This is a genomic window from Anoxynatronum sibiricum, assembly GCF_039414295.1.
Classification (GTDB): domain Bacteria; phylum Bacillota; class Clostridia; order Peptostreptococcales; family Tindalliaceae; genus Anoxynatronum; species Anoxynatronum sibiricum.
This window is the reverse complement of record NZ_JBCITM010000013.1, coordinates 83,171-101,504: the sequence shown is the minus strand read 5'-3', so window position 1 is coordinate 101,504 and position 18,334 is coordinate 83,171. Positions and strand designations below refer to the sequence as shown.

14 protein-coding genes, 1 pseudogene and 1 riboswitch are annotated in these 18,334 nt (G+C 46.7%); of the genes and pseudogenes, 9 read left to right on the top strand and 6 right to left on the bottom strand.

Annotated elements, in window-relative coordinates:
- Window positions 1-439: hypothetical protein (locus AAIG11_RS12550; RefSeq protein ID WP_343186584.1), on the top strand; the 439-nt coding region annotated here is incomplete at its 5' end.
- Between the two features lie 43 nt (window positions 440-482).
- Window positions 483-791, top strand: a complete 309-nt coding sequence (locus tag AAIG11_RS12545) for a hypothetical protein (protein WP_343186583.1) — start codon at window positions 483-485, stop codon at window positions 789-791.
- Between the two features lie 106 nt (window positions 792-897).
- On the opposite strand, the gene AAIG11_RS12540 is transcribed toward AAIG11_RS12545, so the two are convergent.
- The 3 genes from AAIG11_RS12540 to nuoE are packed head-to-tail and all read right to left on the bottom strand — an operon-like array spanning window position 898 to window position 6,788.
- Window positions 898-4,479, bottom strand: a complete 3,582-nt coding sequence (locus AAIG11_RS12540) for a molybdopterin-dependent oxidoreductase (RefSeq protein WP_343186582.1) — start codon at window positions 4,477-4,479, stop codon at window positions 898-900.
- An 18-nt stretch (window positions 4,480-4,497) separates the two neighbouring features.
- Complete coding sequence (gene nuoF / locus AAIG11_RS12535) at window positions 4,498-6,249, bottom strand: NADH-quinone oxidoreductase subunit NuoF (protein ID WP_343186581.1); 1,752 nt, start codon at window positions 6,247-6,249, stop codon at window positions 4,498-4,500.
- Window positions 6,246-6,788: an NADH-quinone oxidoreductase subunit NuoE gene (gene nuoE, locus AAIG11_RS12530; protein ID WP_283410467.1), complete on the bottom strand. Its 543-nt coding sequence runs from the start codon at window positions 6,786-6,788 to the stop codon at window positions 6,246-6,248. Before nuoE ends, nuoF begins: the two co-directional genes overlap by 4 nt.
- 42 nt (window positions 6,789-6,830) lie before the next feature.
- Between nuoE and AAIG11_RS12525 the strand changes: the two genes are divergently transcribed.
- A complete protein-coding gene (locus AAIG11_RS12525; protein ID WP_343186580.1) occupies window positions 6,831-7,043 on the top strand; it encodes a hypothetical protein in 213 nt (70 codons plus the stop codon).
- Window positions 7,044-7,319: 276 nt separating this feature from the next.
- Here AAIG11_RS12525 and AAIG11_RS12520 read toward each other — a convergent pair whose 3' ends face one another.
- Entirely contained in the window at window positions 7,320-8,615 is a 1,296-nt protein-coding gene (locus AAIG11_RS12520; RefSeq protein WP_343186579.1) for a PucR family transcriptional regulator, read from the bottom strand.
- A gap of 190 nt (window positions 8,616-8,805) precedes the next feature.
- Window positions 8,806-8,967, bottom strand: a pseudogene (locus tag AAIG11_RS12515) (hypothetical protein); the annotation flags it as partial.
- Between the two features lie 611 nt (window positions 8,968-9,578).
- Between AAIG11_RS12515 and AAIG11_RS12510 the strand changes: the two are divergent.
- From AAIG11_RS12510 to AAIG11_RS12485, 6 genes are all read left to right on the top strand, one after another.
- A complete protein-coding gene (locus tag AAIG11_RS12510; RefSeq protein ID WP_343186578.1) occupies window positions 9,579-10,154 on the top strand; it encodes a hypothetical protein in 576 nt (191 codons plus the stop codon).
- 53 nt (window positions 10,155-10,207) lie between these two features.
- Window positions 10,208-11,380, top strand: a complete 1,173-nt coding sequence (locus AAIG11_RS12505; RefSeq protein ID WP_343186577.1) for an iron-containing alcohol dehydrogenase — start codon at window positions 10,208-10,210, stop codon at window positions 11,378-11,380.
- A gap of 49 nt (window positions 11,381-11,429) precedes the next feature.
- The gene (locus tag AAIG11_RS12500; protein WP_343186576.1) at window positions 11,430-12,869 is read left to right on the top strand and encodes an aldehyde dehydrogenase family protein; all 1,440 of its coding nucleotides are present in this window, start codon (window positions 11,430-11,432) and stop codon (window positions 12,867-12,869) included.
- A gap of 376 nt (window positions 12,870-13,245) precedes the next feature.
- A riboswitch (cyclic di-GMP riboswitch) is annotated at window positions 13,246-13,338 on the top strand.
- 158 nt (window positions 13,339-13,496) lie between these two features.
- Window positions 13,497-15,671 carry an LPXTG cell wall anchor domain-containing protein gene (locus AAIG11_RS12495; protein ID WP_343186575.1) on the top strand — a complete coding sequence of 725 codons (2,175 nt, stop codon included), beginning with the start codon at window positions 13,497-13,499 and terminating at the stop codon, window positions 15,669-15,671.
- Window positions 15,672-15,715: 44 nt separating this feature from the next.
- Window positions 15,716-15,853, top strand: a complete 138-nt coding sequence (locus tag AAIG11_RS12490; protein ID WP_343186574.1) for a hypothetical protein — start codon at window positions 15,716-15,718, stop codon at window positions 15,851-15,853.
- Between the two features lie 31 nt (window positions 15,854-15,884).
- Window positions 15,885-16,574: a class D sortase gene (locus AAIG11_RS12485; RefSeq protein WP_343186573.1), complete on the top strand. Its 690-nt coding sequence runs from the start codon at window positions 15,885-15,887 to the stop codon at window positions 16,572-16,574.
- A 51-nt stretch (window positions 16,575-16,625) separates the two neighbouring features.
- Here AAIG11_RS12485 and AAIG11_RS12480 read toward each other — a convergent pair whose 3' ends face one another.
- Entirely contained in the window at window positions 16,626-17,906 is a 1,281-nt protein-coding gene (locus tag AAIG11_RS12480) for an AfsR/SARP family transcriptional regulator (protein ID WP_343186572.1), read from the bottom strand.
- Window positions 17,907-18,334: the final 428 nt, after the last annotated feature.

The window sequence follows — 18,334 nt, the reverse complement described above, 5'->3', positions numbered from 1 at the left end:
AGGTGATCAGTCCATGATTGCTGACGGGGTAACTCGAATGAAGCGGGAATCATCACTGGCTTTTCATAAAGCAGTCGTTGATAATATGCAAATGATAGGTAACAAAATATACATATATTTTCCGAAAACTCCAAGTGGATGTAATTGGCGAGCTGGAAGTGTCAACTATAATAATTCAACAGGGGGAGGCTGGGCTTCTTACGGCTACGATTACAATCCTGGTGGTGGTGATTTGGCTGAATACGAATTCAAATCTGTGAGTTCTATACCCATGGATTACGTTGAAACAATATATATCTCTGGTGCACTGAAATGTGATTGGGCAGTGGGGATGGCTGATAACTTTCAAATACTTCATTATGTAAATGATGGAAGAACTAGAACCGTTGTTAGTTACTTTAATGGAAACGAACAAGAATCAATCATAAACTGGCAGTGAGCACCGGTGAAAAGCTAGTCCCTCCCCGTTTCACCTCCATGAAATGAAAAGACCACCTGTCGGTACCTGCCCTGCAGCGGCAGGTGGTTTTCTTCCCGGTACAATAACCCTACATACCCCCTCCTCTGGTCAGGCAGCCCTTAACGCAGGTATGCCCATGGGTCGTTTGACAGTGGCAGCCACGCCCATTGCCGCCATGACCCCCAAGGTGCTCGCACCAATCGACTCCATATGCTTCAGCAATATTTTGGTAACTGCCCTCTCGATTTTTGCATTTCTTAACAGCTTCTATTTTTATCGTAGGCCAATCGTATTTTTTCGCATTAGAAAGCTCCCCTTTGTGCAGACTTGAAATTTTATTTCAAGAGTCTACTTAATGGGGAGCATATCATTGAAAGATGGAGGCGGTTTTTGGTTGGTTAATGTTCAGAAAGGCGGCAGCTGGCTAATGTTGAAACTCAGCAGCGATCCAGACCTTCCTGAGCCAGATAATCTGAGAAACGGCGGTTCACATAGCGCGTGGAAGGTGAGTCCACAAAGAGGGGGGCATCTGCCACCACGGCCAGGCGGGCCAGGCCGTCCTCAAAGGCGAAGCCGCTGTCGTAGAGCATCGGGTTCTGCCCCAGAGGCCAGTAAGCATCAGATGCCTGCAGCTGGTGCACCTGATCATAACCGTCCTGAGTAGTGCCAAGATCCCGGGCCACATCGGCCATGGATTCATACCCCAAAGGCATCCGCAGAACAGCCGCCAGCCGGGCAATGACCTGCCAGTTTTCCAGGCCTGCCAGGGGTTTGAGAGCCTGAACCAGGGGTTGAATGCGCCGTTCCAGGCTGGTATAGGTACCCTGTGATTCAGCAAAGGAGGCCGCCGGCAGCACCACCTGAGCCATTTGGGCAGTGGGGGTGAGATGGGTGTCCATGACTGCCAGGAACTCCAGCGATTTCAGTGACTCCTGGGGATAATCCTCTCCAAAGACAAGCAAGGCTTTGAGTGTCTTCTCAGCCAGCAGGGATTCAAGGTTGCGGGCATCACCGGTGATGTTCATGAGGCTGAGTGCCTGGCTGTTACTGCCTGGTTTCAGCTGAATCACGCCCCGGCGGGGTTTGCCGATATGGCCAGAAATGACCGCCAGGTTGGCCAGCATTTGGGCGGCTTCCGGTGAGAGCGCCTTTTGATCAAAAACAATCATACCTGTTTTGGCATTACCGTAAAGAGCGGCGGCTTCTCTGGCAGCGTCACTGATGGTGAGGCCGGCCAAGCTGGCCTTCAGTGCTTCCAGTCCGTCGGCTTTGGCGGGTGATTTGCCGGATTCCAACAGGGCCGCCGCCATTTCCTTAAGGAAGGTTACCTGGTTTTCAGGCTGGATGGTCAGGGATGCCCATTCATCGGCCTTGGTGGTGCAGGGGTTGATGGTAACCAGTTTGGCACCATGCTCCTGAACGGCTTCCTTGATTTTAAGTCCGGCAATGGCGTGGTCACGCATCACAGCAGAACCCACCAGGAGAATGACTTCCGTGCGCAGCAATTCGGTCAGTGTGTTGGGAGAAGCGTCCAATCCCAGCACGTCACCGATGCCGGCGGCGGTGTTGTTGAGAGAGAAGAGGTGAGGTGTCTTCATCACATCCTCGGCAAAGCGTTTTACGGCGAAGATGTCTTCATTGGTCCATGTGTCGGAAACAGCGATTCCCACCGAGTCAGAGCCTTCCTGGAAGGCGAATCCCTGGGCTTTTTTGGCCACCAGCAGCAGGGCTTCTTCCCAGGTGGCTTCCTCTAAACGGCCGTTTTTACGGATAAGGGGAGTGGTGAGACGCTCCTGGCGTTGTGCCAGATCGTAACCAAAACGACCTTTCACACAGAGGAGACCGCCATCCACCGGATTTCCGCTGATGGGCAAGGAGCGCACCACCATGCCGCCTTTGGTTTCCAGGCGGGTCTGGCAGCCCACACTGCAGTAACTGCAGAGGGTGTCGGTGGTATGTGTCTCCACTGGAACAGATTTTTCCAGCAGAAGTTTTTCCTGCAATGCACCGGTGGGGCATACAGAAACACACTGGCCGCAGGAAATACAGTCGCTTTCTTTCAGCGGGCGGTCCATGGCGGGTTTCACCACCGCATCAAAGCCCCGGTCCACCAGCCCAAGGGCGGTGACATCCATGACTTCATGACAGACGCGGACGCACAGACCGCAAAGAATGCACTTGTCCGGGTTGCGGTGAATAAAGGGGTGGGAATCTTCGACAATGCGGTGATGCATTTCTCCCGCCAGTCGTTCCGGTTCCACCTCATACTGATTGGAATAGTCAATGAGCTTGCACTCAAAATAATCATGGCAACCGCATTCCAGGCAGCGATTCGCATCGGCAATGGCCTCTTCAGGTGTGAAGCCGTGCACCACCTCTTTAAAGTTGTCCCGTCGTTCTTCAGGAGAGAGGTGTCCCATATGGGAGCGCTTGGCGGTGGGGCGGTCTTCAAACTCTTCGGCAGTCACATCATCCCGGGTGACCAGATAAGGTGCTTTGTAGGTGATATCCACGCCATTGAGATAACCGTCGATGATTTTATAGGCATTTTTACCATCGCCAATGGCCTGAATGGCAATCTTCAGGTTATCATTGATGGCATCGCCCCCGGCAAAGACACCGGGAAGGCTGGTGGAGAAAGTTTTTGGGTCAACAGAAATGGTGCTGTACTTGGTTTTGTCGATCTCTTCGAACCCATCCAGGTTGACATACTGGCCGATGGCCACGATGATGGAGTCAACTTCCAGGATCTCTTCAGCACCCTCAATGGGTACCGGACGTCGCCGACCGCTGGCATCCGGCTCTCCCAGCTCCATTTTCTGAAGTCGGATGGCGGTGGCTTTGCCGTTTTCACCCAGCACTTCAATGGGACTCACCAGAAACTTGAAGGTAACGCCTTCTTCTTCAGCCTCCACAATTTCGATTTCTTCAGCGGGCATTTCTTCCCGGGTGCGGCGGTAAAGATTGATCACTTCTTTGGCTCCCAGCCTGATGGCGGTTCGGCAGGCGTCCATGGCGGTGTTGCCGCCGCCCACCACAGCCACGCGCTGGCCGATGTGGGTGGGTCGGTTTTCCACCACATTGCGGAGAAAATGAATGCCGCCCATGACGCCTTCCAGCTCTTCGCCGGGGCAGCGCATGGGAGAACTCTCCCAGCAACCGATGGAAAGATAAACAGCGTTAAAATGACTGCGCAGGTAATCCAGGGTGATATGTTCTCCCACCCGTACGTTATTCACCATGCGGGCACCCATTTTTTCAATCACGGCAATTTCCTGATTCAGCACTTCCTTGGGCAGGCGGTACTGAGGAATTCCGTATTTTAACATACCCCCCATTTCCGGCATCATGTCGTAAATGGTGACGGCATGGCCCTGGGTGAGCAGATAATAGGCAGTGGATAAGCCCCCGGGGCCGCCGCCCACAATGGCGACGCTTTTGCCGGTGGCCGGTTTAAGTTCAGGCATGAATGCTTCAGGGTCCTGAAGATCCAGATCTGCTACAAACCGCTTGTGCCAGGCGATGGCAATGGGTTCATCCTTCAGTTGCCGGCGGCACTCGTCCTCACAGGGGTGAGGGCACACCCGGCCAATGGAAGCGGGCAAAGGCAGCTGTTCTTTAATGAGCTTCAGTGACTCCTTGTGTTCACCGTTGGCGATGAGTCCCACATAACCCTGGCAGTCGGTTTTGCCAGGACAGGCCAGCACACAGGGAGGGCGGCAATCGCCGGTATGGTCGGACAATAGCAGTTCAAGAGCAATTTTTCGGTTGGCTTTCAGCTTTTCGGTGTTGGTTTTGATCACCATATCCGGGCTGATTTCAGTGGCACAGGCCCGCAGCAGTTTGGGAATCCCTTCTGCTTCCACCACACAGAGGCCGCAGGAGCCATATATTTTCATGCGGTCGTCATAGCAAAGTGTGGGAATGCTGATGTCATTTTCCCGGGCCACTTCCAAAATAGTCTGGCCGCGGCGACCGGTGACTTCTTTTCCATTTATATTTAGTCTCAGTTCAGACATGTTTTCACCCCTCTTTCTTTAGTCCACGTCCACTGCCTTGAAGGGGCAGACGGTTTTACACTTGCCGCACTGGATACACAGTGCCTGGTCAATAACATACACCTCGGTCTTGCTGCCGGTGATGGCATCGGTGGGGCAGTTCTTGGCACAGATCCCACATTTTTTACAGGCAGCTTCCGAAATGGTGTAGGTGAGCAGCTGCTTACACTGGTGAGAAGGGCACTTGCGATCATGGATGTGTGCCTCGTATTCGTGGCGGAAGTATTTCAATGTGGTCAGTACCGGGTTGGGAGCAGTGCCGCCCAAAGCACAAAGAGAGCCTTCCTTCACCCGTTCACATAACTCCTCCAGAAGCTCAATGTCGCCGTCTTTGCCCTTGCCTTCCGTAATGCGGGTCAGAATTTCCAGCATGCGTTTGGTGCCCATGCGGCAATGGATGCATTTGCCACAGGATTCCTTTCGGGTGAAATCCAGGAAGAAACGGGCCATTTCCACCATGCAGGTGGTTTCGTCCATGACGACCATCCCGCCGGAACCCATAATGGCCCCTGTCTGGGTGATGGATTCATAGTCCACTGGGGTGTCCAGCAGCTGGGCCGGAATACATCCGCCGGAGGGACCTCCCATTTGAACGGCTTTAAAGCTTTTGTCATCAAGGATGCCACCGCCAATGTCGTAGATGACTTCCCGCAGGGTCAGGCCCATGGGAATTTCCACCAGACCGCCTTTTTTAATCTTGCCTGTCAGGGCGAACACTTTGGTACCCTTGCTTTTTTCAGTGCCCATGGCGGCAAAGGCGGCACCGCCGTTGCGGAAAATCCAGGGAACATTGGCCAAAGTTTCCACGTTATTGATATTGGTTGGTTTTTGCCAGAATCCTTTTTGAGCCGGGAAAGGCGGCTTCAGCCGGGGCATGCCTCGTTCCCCTTCTAGGGAAGCGATGAGGGCGGTTTCTTCACCACAGACAAATGCACCCGCACCAGCTTTGATCCAGAGATCAAAGTCAAAGCCTGAACCCATGATGTTTTTCCCCAGGAGGCCCTTTTCTCTGGCTTGCTCAATAGCCTTTTCAAGTCGCTTGATGGCCAGGGGATACTCAGCCCGCACATAGAAAATGCCTTCACTGGCACCCATTGCGTAACCGCCAATCATCATACCTTCAATGACTCCATGGGGATCACCTTCCAGAATGCTTCGATCCATGAAAGCTCCCGGGTCACCTTCGTCGGCATTACAGACCATGTATTTGGGGGTTTCCTTTTGCTGATAAGCGGCATTCCACTTAAACCAGGTAGGAAATCCAGCCCCTCCCCGGCCGCGGAGACCGGAAATTTTGATCTCCTCAATCACCTGAACCGGCGTCATAGTTTTTAGCGCTTTTTCAATGGCCTTGTAACCGTCAATAGCCAGGTAATCATTGATGTCTTCCGGATTAATGGACCCGGCATTGCGCAGGGCCACTTTTTTTTGTTTTGCCTGAGCGGTCAGGTCTTCTTCGCTCATGAGATGACCTGATGCCGGCTGTTTGCCGGTAAGGGTAAAATCGATGATTTCATCCACCATTTCAGGGGTTACCAACACAAAGGTGGTTTTTTCATGATGGCTGTCATAAACATCCACCACAGGCTCCAGGTAACAGGTGCCACAGCAGCCTGTAAGCTCCAGGGAAACAGGGGCATCTGTCTGGGAGAGTGCCTCCTGGAATGCAACACTGACTTTTCCGGCACCGGCGGCAATACCGCAGCTGCCTTGTCCCACAACGATTCTCATGAGGTCGCCTCCTTTTCCTGCTGCTGATGCTGCTTGCGCAGATCCCTGAGAATTTTGCGAGTTTTCTCCGGGGTCAGTTTGGCGTAAGTTTCACCATTGATCATCATAACAGGTGATAAACTGCAACATCCTAAACAGGCAACATTGTTCAATGTAAAGAGATTGTCGGCGGTGGTTTCGCCGTCCTGAATTTTCAGTTCGTCACAAATGGCATCTTCAATGGCACCGGCACCATTTACATGACAGGCCGTTCCCATGCAGAGCATGATCAAGTATTCACCCACCGGGTTAAGGCGAAACTGGGTATAGAAAGTGGCCACTCCATAGACATTGGGTGGTTTAATACCGGTTTGAGCCGCGATGTAGTCTAATACATCCATGGGCAGATAGCCGTAGATCTCCTGCGCCTTCTGAAGAATTGTAATGAGGCTGCCCGGCTTCTGACCGTACTTTTTCAGCACGGGGGCCAGCAGGTTCAGGTCAAAATTGGAAGTGATTTCATTTGGGGCCTGCGGTCCCTGTCCTCCACAACATTGCATTCACATTCACTCCTTTTCTAATCAGTGGGAATCATTACATCAATGTTAAAAGTATACCATACTATCAATGGTGAAGTCATCAGCCGAAACCACGAGAGAGACATTGAGACGGCAAGAGGAGGTATGAGTGAGAAAAACAGAGAAAACAATCAAGGATATAAAATAAACACGATTATTTTAAGCACTGACCCTGTGAAGATCGATTGGAAAACAGTCAAAGAACTACTTAAAGGAAGACTGCTAAAACGCGCTTAAGAAGCAGCCGTCATTGCACTTGATAAAGAGGATAGGAAAGCCGTATGAGGGAAACCCTCACCTACGGTTTGATAAGGCGAGGCTGATAGTAAATGGGTGACCCGTAAAGGCCACCCATTGAAATCAGTTTTGTGTTCCATTCTTTCTTGCTTTGGCAAAAGGGTGAAATATGCAACTCACTCACTAAACAAGGTAGTGTTTATGGTTTGCGATGGCAATTACTTGTTAGTACTTCAGACTGCCATTTAGTGTTTTTCTAAAGTACCCAAATACTATTCAAGTAAAGAGATGAACGTATGTATTGTCATATTTTAACACCATAAATGATAATTGGATATGAAGAAACACTTCATAATCCGACAGATCCACTTTCATTATTTCAGCAATTTTTCCAATGCGGTAAATCATAGTATTTCGATGGATTTTTAGAGCATTAGCAGAGGTGGTAATGTTTTTTGAACTTACAATATATACATACAGGCTTTTGGTGAAATCTGTATTATATTCAAGATCATAATGAATAAGCGCGAGCAGGGATGGATTGCAAAATTCCAGTAAATCATCATGCTTTGAACAGGTTTTTAAAATGTGATAAATTGCATACTCATCATATGGTATATAAATGCTGTCACTTTTCATGCGAACACCAAGAAATAAAGCTTCAAGAGACTGTAAATAGAAACTATGAATGTGTTCAAGGTCGGTAAACGGACGACTTATTCCAATGCGGATTTTATGATCATTTAATAACTCTTTAGTCTTTTGCTCATAATATTCTCGAAAATCTTTTTTCTGGTTATAGCTTACAACAATGACAATGTGATCATTATAAATAATGGATTTGCTTTCATCTATGATTCTCTCCAGCATACCTTGAATAAATGAGAGTGAAATACGTGTGTTGTCAAACTCACTTACATCAGCAGTAAGAACATAAATGTATTTCTTTAAGTTAAGATGAAGGTAATTTTTCCTTTCTTCCATGACATTGCTATTGGCAATTTTTTTATCAAGCAAATCTTTAATGAAATCTTCATATAAGAGTCCTTTCGTAAAATGGATAAATTTATTTTTCTGCATTTCTGCTGATAGTGCATCAGAAATGATCGAAGCAATCTTGATATCGATTTCTTTGAAAGGCCTGTTCTTATCCAATACTCCAATGGCAGCGATCGCTTTGTTTCCAATTGAGATTCTGCTCATGAGTCGACCATATTTCGTATAGCCGTCATCCCAAAAAAATGGAGTCGGACTGTTGATCAGCTTTTGGGTAAAACTCACACTTAAGTAATGCGTTACGCTTTTAACTGACAAATAGCCTGTGGCATCAAACTCTTGCCATAAGCGATCATCATCAGCAATACAGTTTTTTGTATATGAAAGGCGTTTCCAGCTTAAGTCCACTACATGAAAGGGATTGCCCAACATTTCGTATCCAAGATCAACGATGTGTTGGAGACCTTTTCTTTCGGCTAAAGAATCCAAAAGCTTAATGGAGTAATAGCTTAAATGTTCGTCCTCTGTTGAAAAATTATTTTGACTATCGAGTGGGTTAGTAGGTTCTTCAGACACATGCTTCGCCCCCTTTATTGTTATGCAAAGACATTAATGATATCGATACCGGCGCTTTAACTGTCAAATTCAACATCGTGTGTCATTTCCTCGGCGGCGTCTCTAATCTATGTGAAGCAGCATAAATGCCTGCGATTTATGCCTTCGAAAGCCTGCTGAAAGGACTGTGGAGTGAAAAAAGTCCGGTCTCTCATTTTCCGCTTTTTTCATCAAGCGGGTGACCATGAATCGGGTGGCAGATTTTCATGGTGCTTTCCAGGTCAGCTGTCTCGTAAAGCTCCCGCAGGTCTTCTTTCATTGTTGATTGCAAGGTTTTTGGGGTATGATCCAGCATGTTTCTGGAAAAGCGGGTATGACAACGTTGTCATCCGGCATCTTGAAAGTGTTGATGGAGGGCTTGCACCAATCATTTATGGCTATCAGAGGTGACCAGGCGCACTTCCTTCAACCTTCTATTTTCTCAGGACTGGAATCTGCGCCAATTTGCTCCTTGAACTGGATCAGCAGCCTGTGGTTAAACGATTCCAAGAGTTTGGCTAATTCCTGTTAACGTCCATCACCAGTAAAAGGTGTGTGCAAATGCCCTTAAGTTAGGTAGTTTTGAACTGAGCCGCGAATCATCCTCCTCGGTGTGGTATTTGCTTGTCACTTATACTCCAGCTGGAGATATGAGTTGTTGGCTCGCCATCTTTTGACACCATTATACGGACTTAATCCTCCATTGTACAGACTAAATCTTCGACGGATTATGAATTGTATGAAAATACAATTAATAGTCCGTTTTTTCGTGCTGATACACAAAGACGCAAGATACTCAATTATATATGATCATTATAACAACACACATTCATTGACAACTGGTAGCCAGAGTAGTTTAGCAGGGTCATAAAGCTTGCAGATCTGTTCCGGGACTGGAAATGAAAAGCACAAATATTTACTAAAAAATTATTGAGGAGGAAAAAAATGAGCAAAAAATTTCTTTTCGTTTTAGCTACAGTAGTCACAGTATTTATCTCGATCTTTTGCATCATCTGGGCTGCAGTATTCGGCTTTGATCCCGCTAATCCTCAAAACATGTCTCCACTGTTTAATTTGCTGTGGTGTGCATTTGCGGGACTTGGATTGGTTGTTGCTCAGCAAGGAAGCTTTAAGACGTTGCCCAATATGCTTTGCAGTGCAGCTGTTGGACCGTTGTATGGAATGATTTTCTTTGGACTGCTTGGTGTTTTAATGAGTAATGGTGTCAGCGCTTTGGTTGCGTTCGGTATATGTGCATTGGCGGTGACATACCTACTTGCACTCCTTCATGTAGTTGTTCTAGAGAAAACATACTTTAATGCAGTGGCAATGACACTTGGAACTTATGGCATCTGGTTTGCTTTAAAAGATCCTGGTGACCCTACTAACTATAACTGGTTGTATGGGGCTGTTTTCTTTCTGATTGGCACAGCTTATGGCACAATCTTTGTTCCTATAACAGTATTTGTTATGAGTAAAATCTCTAAGCCAGATGAAATTAGTATTGAAGCAGCTGAATAATGCGTGTCTTTTATGTCCACAATAACATGATGTAGAAAAAGGAGGAAAACAAAATGGCAGCTAATTCGTTCGTTTGTTGGCCTAAAAGGGTTGTTTCTGGAGCAGGATCATTAAAAGAACTCGGCGAAATCATTAAAGAAATGAAGAAAACCAGAGCTCTTGTCATTACAGATAATGTCATGAAAGAATTTCCTGTAGTAAAGGATACGATGATTGACTTAAAGAAACAGGGCTTGGTTGTTAGTATGTTTTCTGAAATTGGACCTAATCCCACCGAAGAAATGGTTCATAATGCTGTAGCCGTTATGAAAGAGGAAAATCCGGAAGTTATCGTGTGTATTGGTGGAGGAAGCCCAATTGATACAGGTAAAGCAGCAAATGTTGTTTACACTCATGGCGGGACAGTGAATGACTATGATATAGCCATTGGTGGAATAATGAAAATAACTCCTAAGTTGCTGCCATTAATTGCCATTCCCACAACATCAGGAAGCGGTACGGAAGTAACTTATGTTGGTGTTATCACAGACACCAAGAAACAAACGAAATTTGGCGTGTTAAGTCCTTTGCTAATACCGGATGTGGCAATAATTGACCCTGAGTTAACAGTTTCAATGCCGGCAAATCTTACAGCATTCACAGGAATTGATGCATTGACACATTGCATTGAGGCGTATACTTCAATTGTAGAGTTTCCTCCGGCCGATGCTTTAGCGCTACATGGAGTGAGAATGATTAGTAGGACATTGAGAACAGCAGTTAATGAGCCACATAATTTAAAAGCCAGAGAAGAGATGGCAACGGCTTCTATGATGGCTGGAACATCATTTAGTCTTAATGGATTAGGCGCTTGTCATGCCTTGGCACATCAGCTAAGCGCTTTCTTTGGAACGCCCCACGGTTTAGCTAATGCAGTACTGCTGCCTCTAATAATGAAATTCAATATGCCTGTACGTTTACAGAAATTTGCTGATATTGCGCAAGCTATGGGAGCTGATATCAATAACATGCCAGTCGAAGAGGCAGCTCAAAAAGCCCTTGAGTTGGTTGAAAAGCTATGTGAAGATGTTGGTGTTCCAAAACATCTGGATGATGTTCATATGACGAAAGACATGATACCTGATCTTGTTGAAAGAGCACTTGGTGACGGTGTGATAAATACCAATGCCAGACCTGCAGCCTACGAAGATGTTGAAAAAATATTCTTAGATTTTTTTAACCTATAAATGAATGGTTGAACTATTAAAAAATAATCAAGTGAAAGGGATGAGTTGAATGAAAGAGTGCAAAATGTTTATTGGCGGTAAGTGGGTTCCCTCTATATCAGGAGAGACATTTGACGATATAAACCCATTTAACAATGAAGTGTATGCAAAAGTTCCAAAAGCAGGTGTTCAAGATGTTGATGTCGTCATGGGTGCAGCTTTCGAAGCTCGCAAAGCATGGGCAGCCACACCAGCTGCAGAACGAGCGAAGATATTGTTAAAAGCTGCACGCATTATGGAAGAGAGCCAGATGGATATTGCAGAGGTGTTGATTAATGAAGGTGGAAGTTCTTTTGGGAAAGCAATGTTCGAGATTTCGCAAACAGTAGATTTGCTTAATACAGCGGCCGGAGATGCTAAAAGTGTGAAAGGTGAAACATACCATACTGATCCAACGTCATTGTCCATGAGCTTTAGAAAGCCAAGAGGAACCATTGTATGTATTTCTCCATGGAATTTCCCGCTGATTTTGTCTATGTATAAAGTGGCATACGGTCTTGCAACAGGTAATACTGTTGTCTTAAAGCCTGCTAGCGAAACTCCGGTGATAGGTTTGAAAATAGCAGAGGTTTTCGAAAAAGCAGATATTCCTGCAGGTGTACTTAACGTCATTACAGGGCCGGGAAGCGTTTTAGGTGATGCACTTATTGACGATAAGCGTTGTTCCTTTGTTGCCATTACCGGTGAAACCAAAACAGGAAAGCATGTGGCTCAAAGAGCTGCATCCAATTTGAAGGAATACTATCTTGAAATGGGCGGCAAGAACCCGCTTGTTGTTCTTGCTGATGCAGATATTGATTATGCTGTTAAAGTTGCGGCATTCAGTGCCTATCTTCACCAGGGAGAGATCTGTATGTCGGCAGACCGTCTCATTGTGGAGAAGCCTGTTGTGGAAGAGTTTACCAAGAAACTGGTTGAACTGGCTTCTTCATTAACAGTTGGAGACCCAAATGTCCCATCAACATTTATTGGGCCAATCATTAGTGACAAACAAGTAAATATCATTAATGATCAAGTTCAGGATGCTTTGGCAAAAGGAGCAAAACTTCTCACAGGCGGCACATACGAAGGACGACTGTTTAAACCTACGCTTCTTGCAAATATTACAAAGGATATGAAGATATACTATGACGAAACATTTGGTCCTGTTGCTTCAATTATCCCTGTAAATGATGTGCAGGAAGCCTTGGAAGTCGCAAATGATACTCAATATGGGCTTTCCGCAGGCCTGATTACCAATGATTATGAAAAAGCGTTGTTCCTTGCTGAAAACATTGATGCAGGTATGGTTCATGTAAATGGCAGCTCTGTGGACGCAGATGCAGCATGTCCATTTGGTGGAACGAAAGAAAGTGGTCAGGGCAGAGAAGGCGGTGCATACTCGATACAAGAGCTCACAGAAGTAAAGTGGGTTACAATGGCAAAACGCAAAAAACAATATCCTATTTAACTATAACTAAAACATACGCAGATATTCCAGACTGAAGGCAAAGTCATCAAAACCACATAACAGGATGAAAAAAGGGAAATTTCTTTGAGAATCATAAAGGAATTTCTCTTTTTATGTCGTAGGATACAGATAAATCAATGGATAGAAGGTTTAAGGGAGGATATCTGAACAAGCATGAATCACCGCTTAACGCGGCACATTCGCCAGCAATCTGGCAAGTTGAGCAAGAAAAAGATGAACCTCAGGGGTTGCAGACGAAAAAATGACAAACGTCCTAAATGTTGAAAACAGAAGGAAAATTCAGGCATTTTATACAAAACACTGTTTAGATTCATGGGAGAGAGGTATCATTAAATTAAAGATAATGATAATTAATATCAAAACAAGGCAAACCATTCGAAAGGATGGGACGCAAAGTCAAGAGTCTAACACACCGGTATTCAGGTGTCACGATCGTCCGGCTGCCAAGATAATTTTTGGCAGTTTTTTTATTTTCAAAAAAGGCTGATGTCAAGGGGGTCGATATAAAGGTGAAAAATCGAAGAAGTGACTCAGGGGTTCTGGTGACTGAAAACCATTGAGAGAAGAGTGATCACATCTTTGTGACCTGCGAGAGGAGTGAGTCGTATGAGAAGCAGACAAAAAATCAGAAAAAAAGGCATAAGGCAATTATTCGTTTGGATCGTCGTTATACTGGTAGCCTTTTATGGATTTATTCCCAGTATGGGCGTGGGTTTTGTATTTGCTGATTCGGTGCCCGAGGAAGCGGTGGCAGAAGAATCAAATGAAGCAGCTGGCGATGAGAGCAATGCGCAGGACAATGAAGATAATGAAGCATCTGCGGAAGAACCGGACAATTCCGGCGAATCGACAGAAGCAGATGAATCTGATGTCGATGATGACACCATTCAGGAAGAATCATCAGTGGATGAAAAAGAAGCAGTTAATGAAGAACTCGCTGATGAAGGAACTGACAATGATGGTGCAAGCGAAGAAACACATGAAGAAGCAAACGAAGAAGAAACTGCCGATCATGACACTGGGGAAGAATCCACAGATGAAACCACTGGTGATAACGGAGTAGAACAGGAAGAAGAGGAAGAGCTTGAAAATGTCGATGAAGTTCCTGTTCCCTTGGGCGGTGTACAGCAAGTGATCATGGAAGAAGTTCGTGTTGAGCTCCACAGTCCTCACAGAAATGCAGCCAGCACTGAATTTGAGAATGACTCTGATTGTGGTGGGCTGACAGATCCGGTTGTATGGCATTTCGTGGCCAATCAGCTTCAGGGGGATGAAGGACCCCTAATGCTGGAAGCAACTTTTCAGAATGCCGGCACCAAAATGGTTGTTGGACAGTCTGTTGGAAACGGTAAAGTACAACACTTCTTTGTGGGCACACCGGAACACGACGTGCTGGTGGACGCATTTCTGGTAGTCCCAGCAGGCAGCAGTGGTGCCAAACTGGTACTCAGCCATGTTTGCCTTGAAAATGACATTGAACCCGATTGTATCATGGTTCCCCTGGATGCCGTCATCTACATCGATAGCATTCAGCTTAACCAGCCTTACAGCAATCAGTATTTTACAGTGACATGGCTGGACAACAATCGTGTGGAAATCACCGTCAATGAGGGTTACTGCATTGGGTTCCATCTTACCAGTTACCAGTACCCGCCTGGAACCGACGTGCAACACAATGGTGAACCTTATGAAGTGCAAAGCTGGTTCGATGATGATCACCATTTATTTGAAGGACCTGAAACCATTATTTTAGAGGTGGAAACCCCTCGCGACTGCGAACCTGTTCAAATCGATCTTTACACCTATCGACTGGTGGAAGGCGAATGGGAACCGGGTTTGGTGGAAATACCGCCGCATCATGGCGAAGCCTTTGAAAGCACGCAGCGCCTCCACAGTGCACGGGTAGTGTTGCCTGAAACACCCTGCGAAGAGGAACCGCCGACAGTGACTGTTGAAAAGCGAGTGATCGATGAAAATGACAATGTCGTTGAAAGTGATGAACAGGTATTTGAGTTTGAAGTCAGACTGACAGAAATGGATATGGTATCCATTCTTGAAGAAGTGCAAGATGAAGAAGAGTTTCCAAAATCATTTGATGACCTGAGCCAACTCAATGATGTCATGGTGGAAGGATTGGATTTTGGAGCATATATCCTTGAAGAAATAAATGTACCTGATGGTTACCAGCTGGTGGGATACCAGATTGGTGAAAGCATCTGGCTGCTTGGAGAAGATGACGGTGTTGATGAGGGAATCATCTTCTTTATCAATCCAGGGATGGAAAACATGACGATTATTATCATCAATCGATTGATTCCGGAAGACCCGGAAGATCCGGAAGACCCGGAAGATCCGGAAGACCCGGAAGACCCCGTTGATGACCCTGATGACCCGGCAGACCCGGAAGACCCGGAAGACCCGGAAGACCCGGAAGATCCGGAAGACCCGGAAGACCCGGAAGACCCGGAAGACCCGGAAGACCCGGAAGACCCGGAAGACCCGGAAGACCCCGCTGATGACCCTGATGACCCGGCAGATGATCCTGACGAGCCAGTGGTTGTTCTGACAGAAACAGTGACAATTGACGATCCTGCGATTCCTTTGGCAGCCCCGGTAGTTCCCCAGTCCGATCCTGACGAAGTGATTGTACTGGATGAAGTGATTCCCCTTGGAGTCCCGGTGCTTCCACAGACTGGCGAAGGGAATCCAGCCTACTACTATATTGCAGGTATATTGCTGGCGGCAGTAGGTTTTCTTTTCCGAAAAAATGCAGAAGTGTAGCAGCATTGCAGTTTGTATGGAGAAAAGATGTAAATGATATGTGAATGGCCGGAAAAGATAGACAAAAGAGAGAATGGGTATACAATAAAGGAGAGATGCAACTGATCTCTCCTTTTTCGTCGCAAGGTGGAAAAGCTGATTTGGCAGTACTTGAAGAGTCATTAATGCCACGCATAGCGTGAATCGAATGTTTCAAATCGGGGAGGGGTGACCATGCGCAAGTTTTCCACTATTTTGATCGTCGCCGGACTGATGATCGCGCTTTATCCGGCAGTCAATCGTTATATTGAACAGCGGGAAGAAGCCAGACTGATGGCTGAGCTGGAGGAACAACTGACTCAGCTGGAGCTGGAACGGGAAACGGTGGAAGCATATCAGGGACTGCAGGAGATGTTCACGGCTTATGAAGAGGAAGTACAGGGCTATGAAGCATCGCCGGAGGAAATAAGACCAGCGGAAGAAGGCGCGTTGCTGGGTAGTTTGGAAATTCCAGCAATTGATGCAAAGATGCCGGTGGTACAGGGTGCCAGTGACCATAATCTTAAAACAGCAGCGGCATTGCTGGACGGCACTTCACCCATTGGCAGTATTGGCAATGCTGCCATTGCAGCCCACCGAAGCCATACCTACGGGCGTTTCTTCAATCGGCTGAACGAGGTGAAACTGGGTGATACCATTCATATCACAACACCTGAAGAAACATATGTGTACCGCGTTTATGAAATTAAAGTGGTGGAGCCCACAGACTTGTCGGTATTAAACCGGAACAGCCGGGATAAGGTGGTCACGCTGATTACCTGCGACCCCATCTATGTGGCATCTCATCGGCTGATTATACACGGTGTCATGGTGGAGTCTGAAGAGGAAGCAAATGAACAAACAACAGCAACAGCAGGCTCTTGAGCCTGCTGTTGCTGTTTGAGAACCGAATATAATGGCTGGAAAAAGGAGGTTTCACTCAGCAAAGGAAGAAGGGGTTGCAGCAGCAAAGTCACCCGGGGGAAGCTGCGCCGGAGGCAAAATCAGATGACAGTGAGTCTTGATACGGGTCAAGTCGTCTGGATTTTCCCGGGGGAATTTTTGAATGACGCGTTGCAACACCGCCTCCATGGTTTCGGTATTAAGACCTGGAAGGAGAACCAGAAACTGAGAATCGTTCCAACGGGTAACGGTATCACCTTTTCGAAGATGGTGCAGCAGGTGTTGCTGCAAGGCCTGCATGCGCTGTTGCTGTTTGCCGTGAGAAGCAGATGAGGGATGACTCATGGTAACCATGCCCACCACCGCCTGGGCACCGCTGCGTTCACTGCGGCGGCGTTCCAGCTCGTAGATGGATCTAAACACATCTGGATTGCAAAAATAGGCATTTTCAAGGGGGTCAATCCCATCCAGATCAGCATGAAGGGCATCCATGGAATCAAGGGTGGGCTGGGTCGAAAGCATGCGCTTGTACAGCGACTTCAAAGCAGGGGTGGGTTTCAGGCCCAACTCCTGATAGTAGAAACCGGTAATGTACTCATAATGAGTAAGTGCCTGTTTGCGTTCTCCCAGTTGAAGCAGCGATTCCATCAGACGAAGGTGAAATTCTTCCTCATAGATGTCCAGTTCAATGGCCTTCTCGCAAACTCGCAGTACTTCGGCAAACTGACCAAGCTCCATCAACAAACCTGTGGATGACAACACGGCTTTCAAATACTGGCGGCGATAGTGACTGCGTACCGGAAAAACCCACTGCTGATCGGTGCATTCCGGCAAGTAATCACCATGGTACATTGAAAGGGCCTTCTGATAATGCAATAATGCCTTTTCTGGATGCTCATGCTGTAAAGCTTCTCCCAGCTGAACGGAAGACTCAAAAATATCCGCGTCTACCCGGGCATCCATCTCCGGATTCCATCGATAGTAGCCGTTGACATAGACAATGCTCATATAGGAAGTCTGGCTGTTTTCGTTTTCTTCAAGAATCTGACGAAGCCGATGCATCTGGCGGCGCAGGGTGCTTCGGGGATCATTATAATCCTCCGATGCCCACAAACCATCCAACAATGCCTCCGGTGTGAAGGAGCGTTGCCGGTGGGTCAGCATAAATTTGAAGAGTTCCCACAGCTTCCTGGACCCTGGGGAAGCCTCAACCAGAGATTGTCGGTTTTTTTCCACATCAAAACAACCCAGAGTCTTTATGGTGATCACAGACTGATCTTTCGCTGTTGTTTCATCAGTTACTGCATGATTCATGGGTGCCACCTTCTTTCTGTCCTCTCTGTCTCTAAATTACCCGATATTTTGGATTTCATGTCGAATCTGGTTAAAAAATATCAAAAAAGAGGACCCGAGACCTAAAAAAGTTAAAAATCGGGAAGGATTGACGTCAGGTGTCTGCCAAAGGCAAAGAAGCTGCCAACAAGTCAAACTGAATGTTAGAGGCAGAAAGGACGTCAATGACACTCAAAGGTGCGTATAATATAGCGGATGATCCTATCATACTAGAAATGCCAGGAGTTTTCAATCATGGCCCAGAGTCACGAATTTGAAGCAATCAATCAGACGGTATCCGGCATGAACTAAAGGTGAGAAGTTTACATAAAACTGAAAGAAGGAGAAATAAAGACCGCTAAATTCAGGATAAAAGGTTTACAAAAGTACATTTGATGATATAATGACAA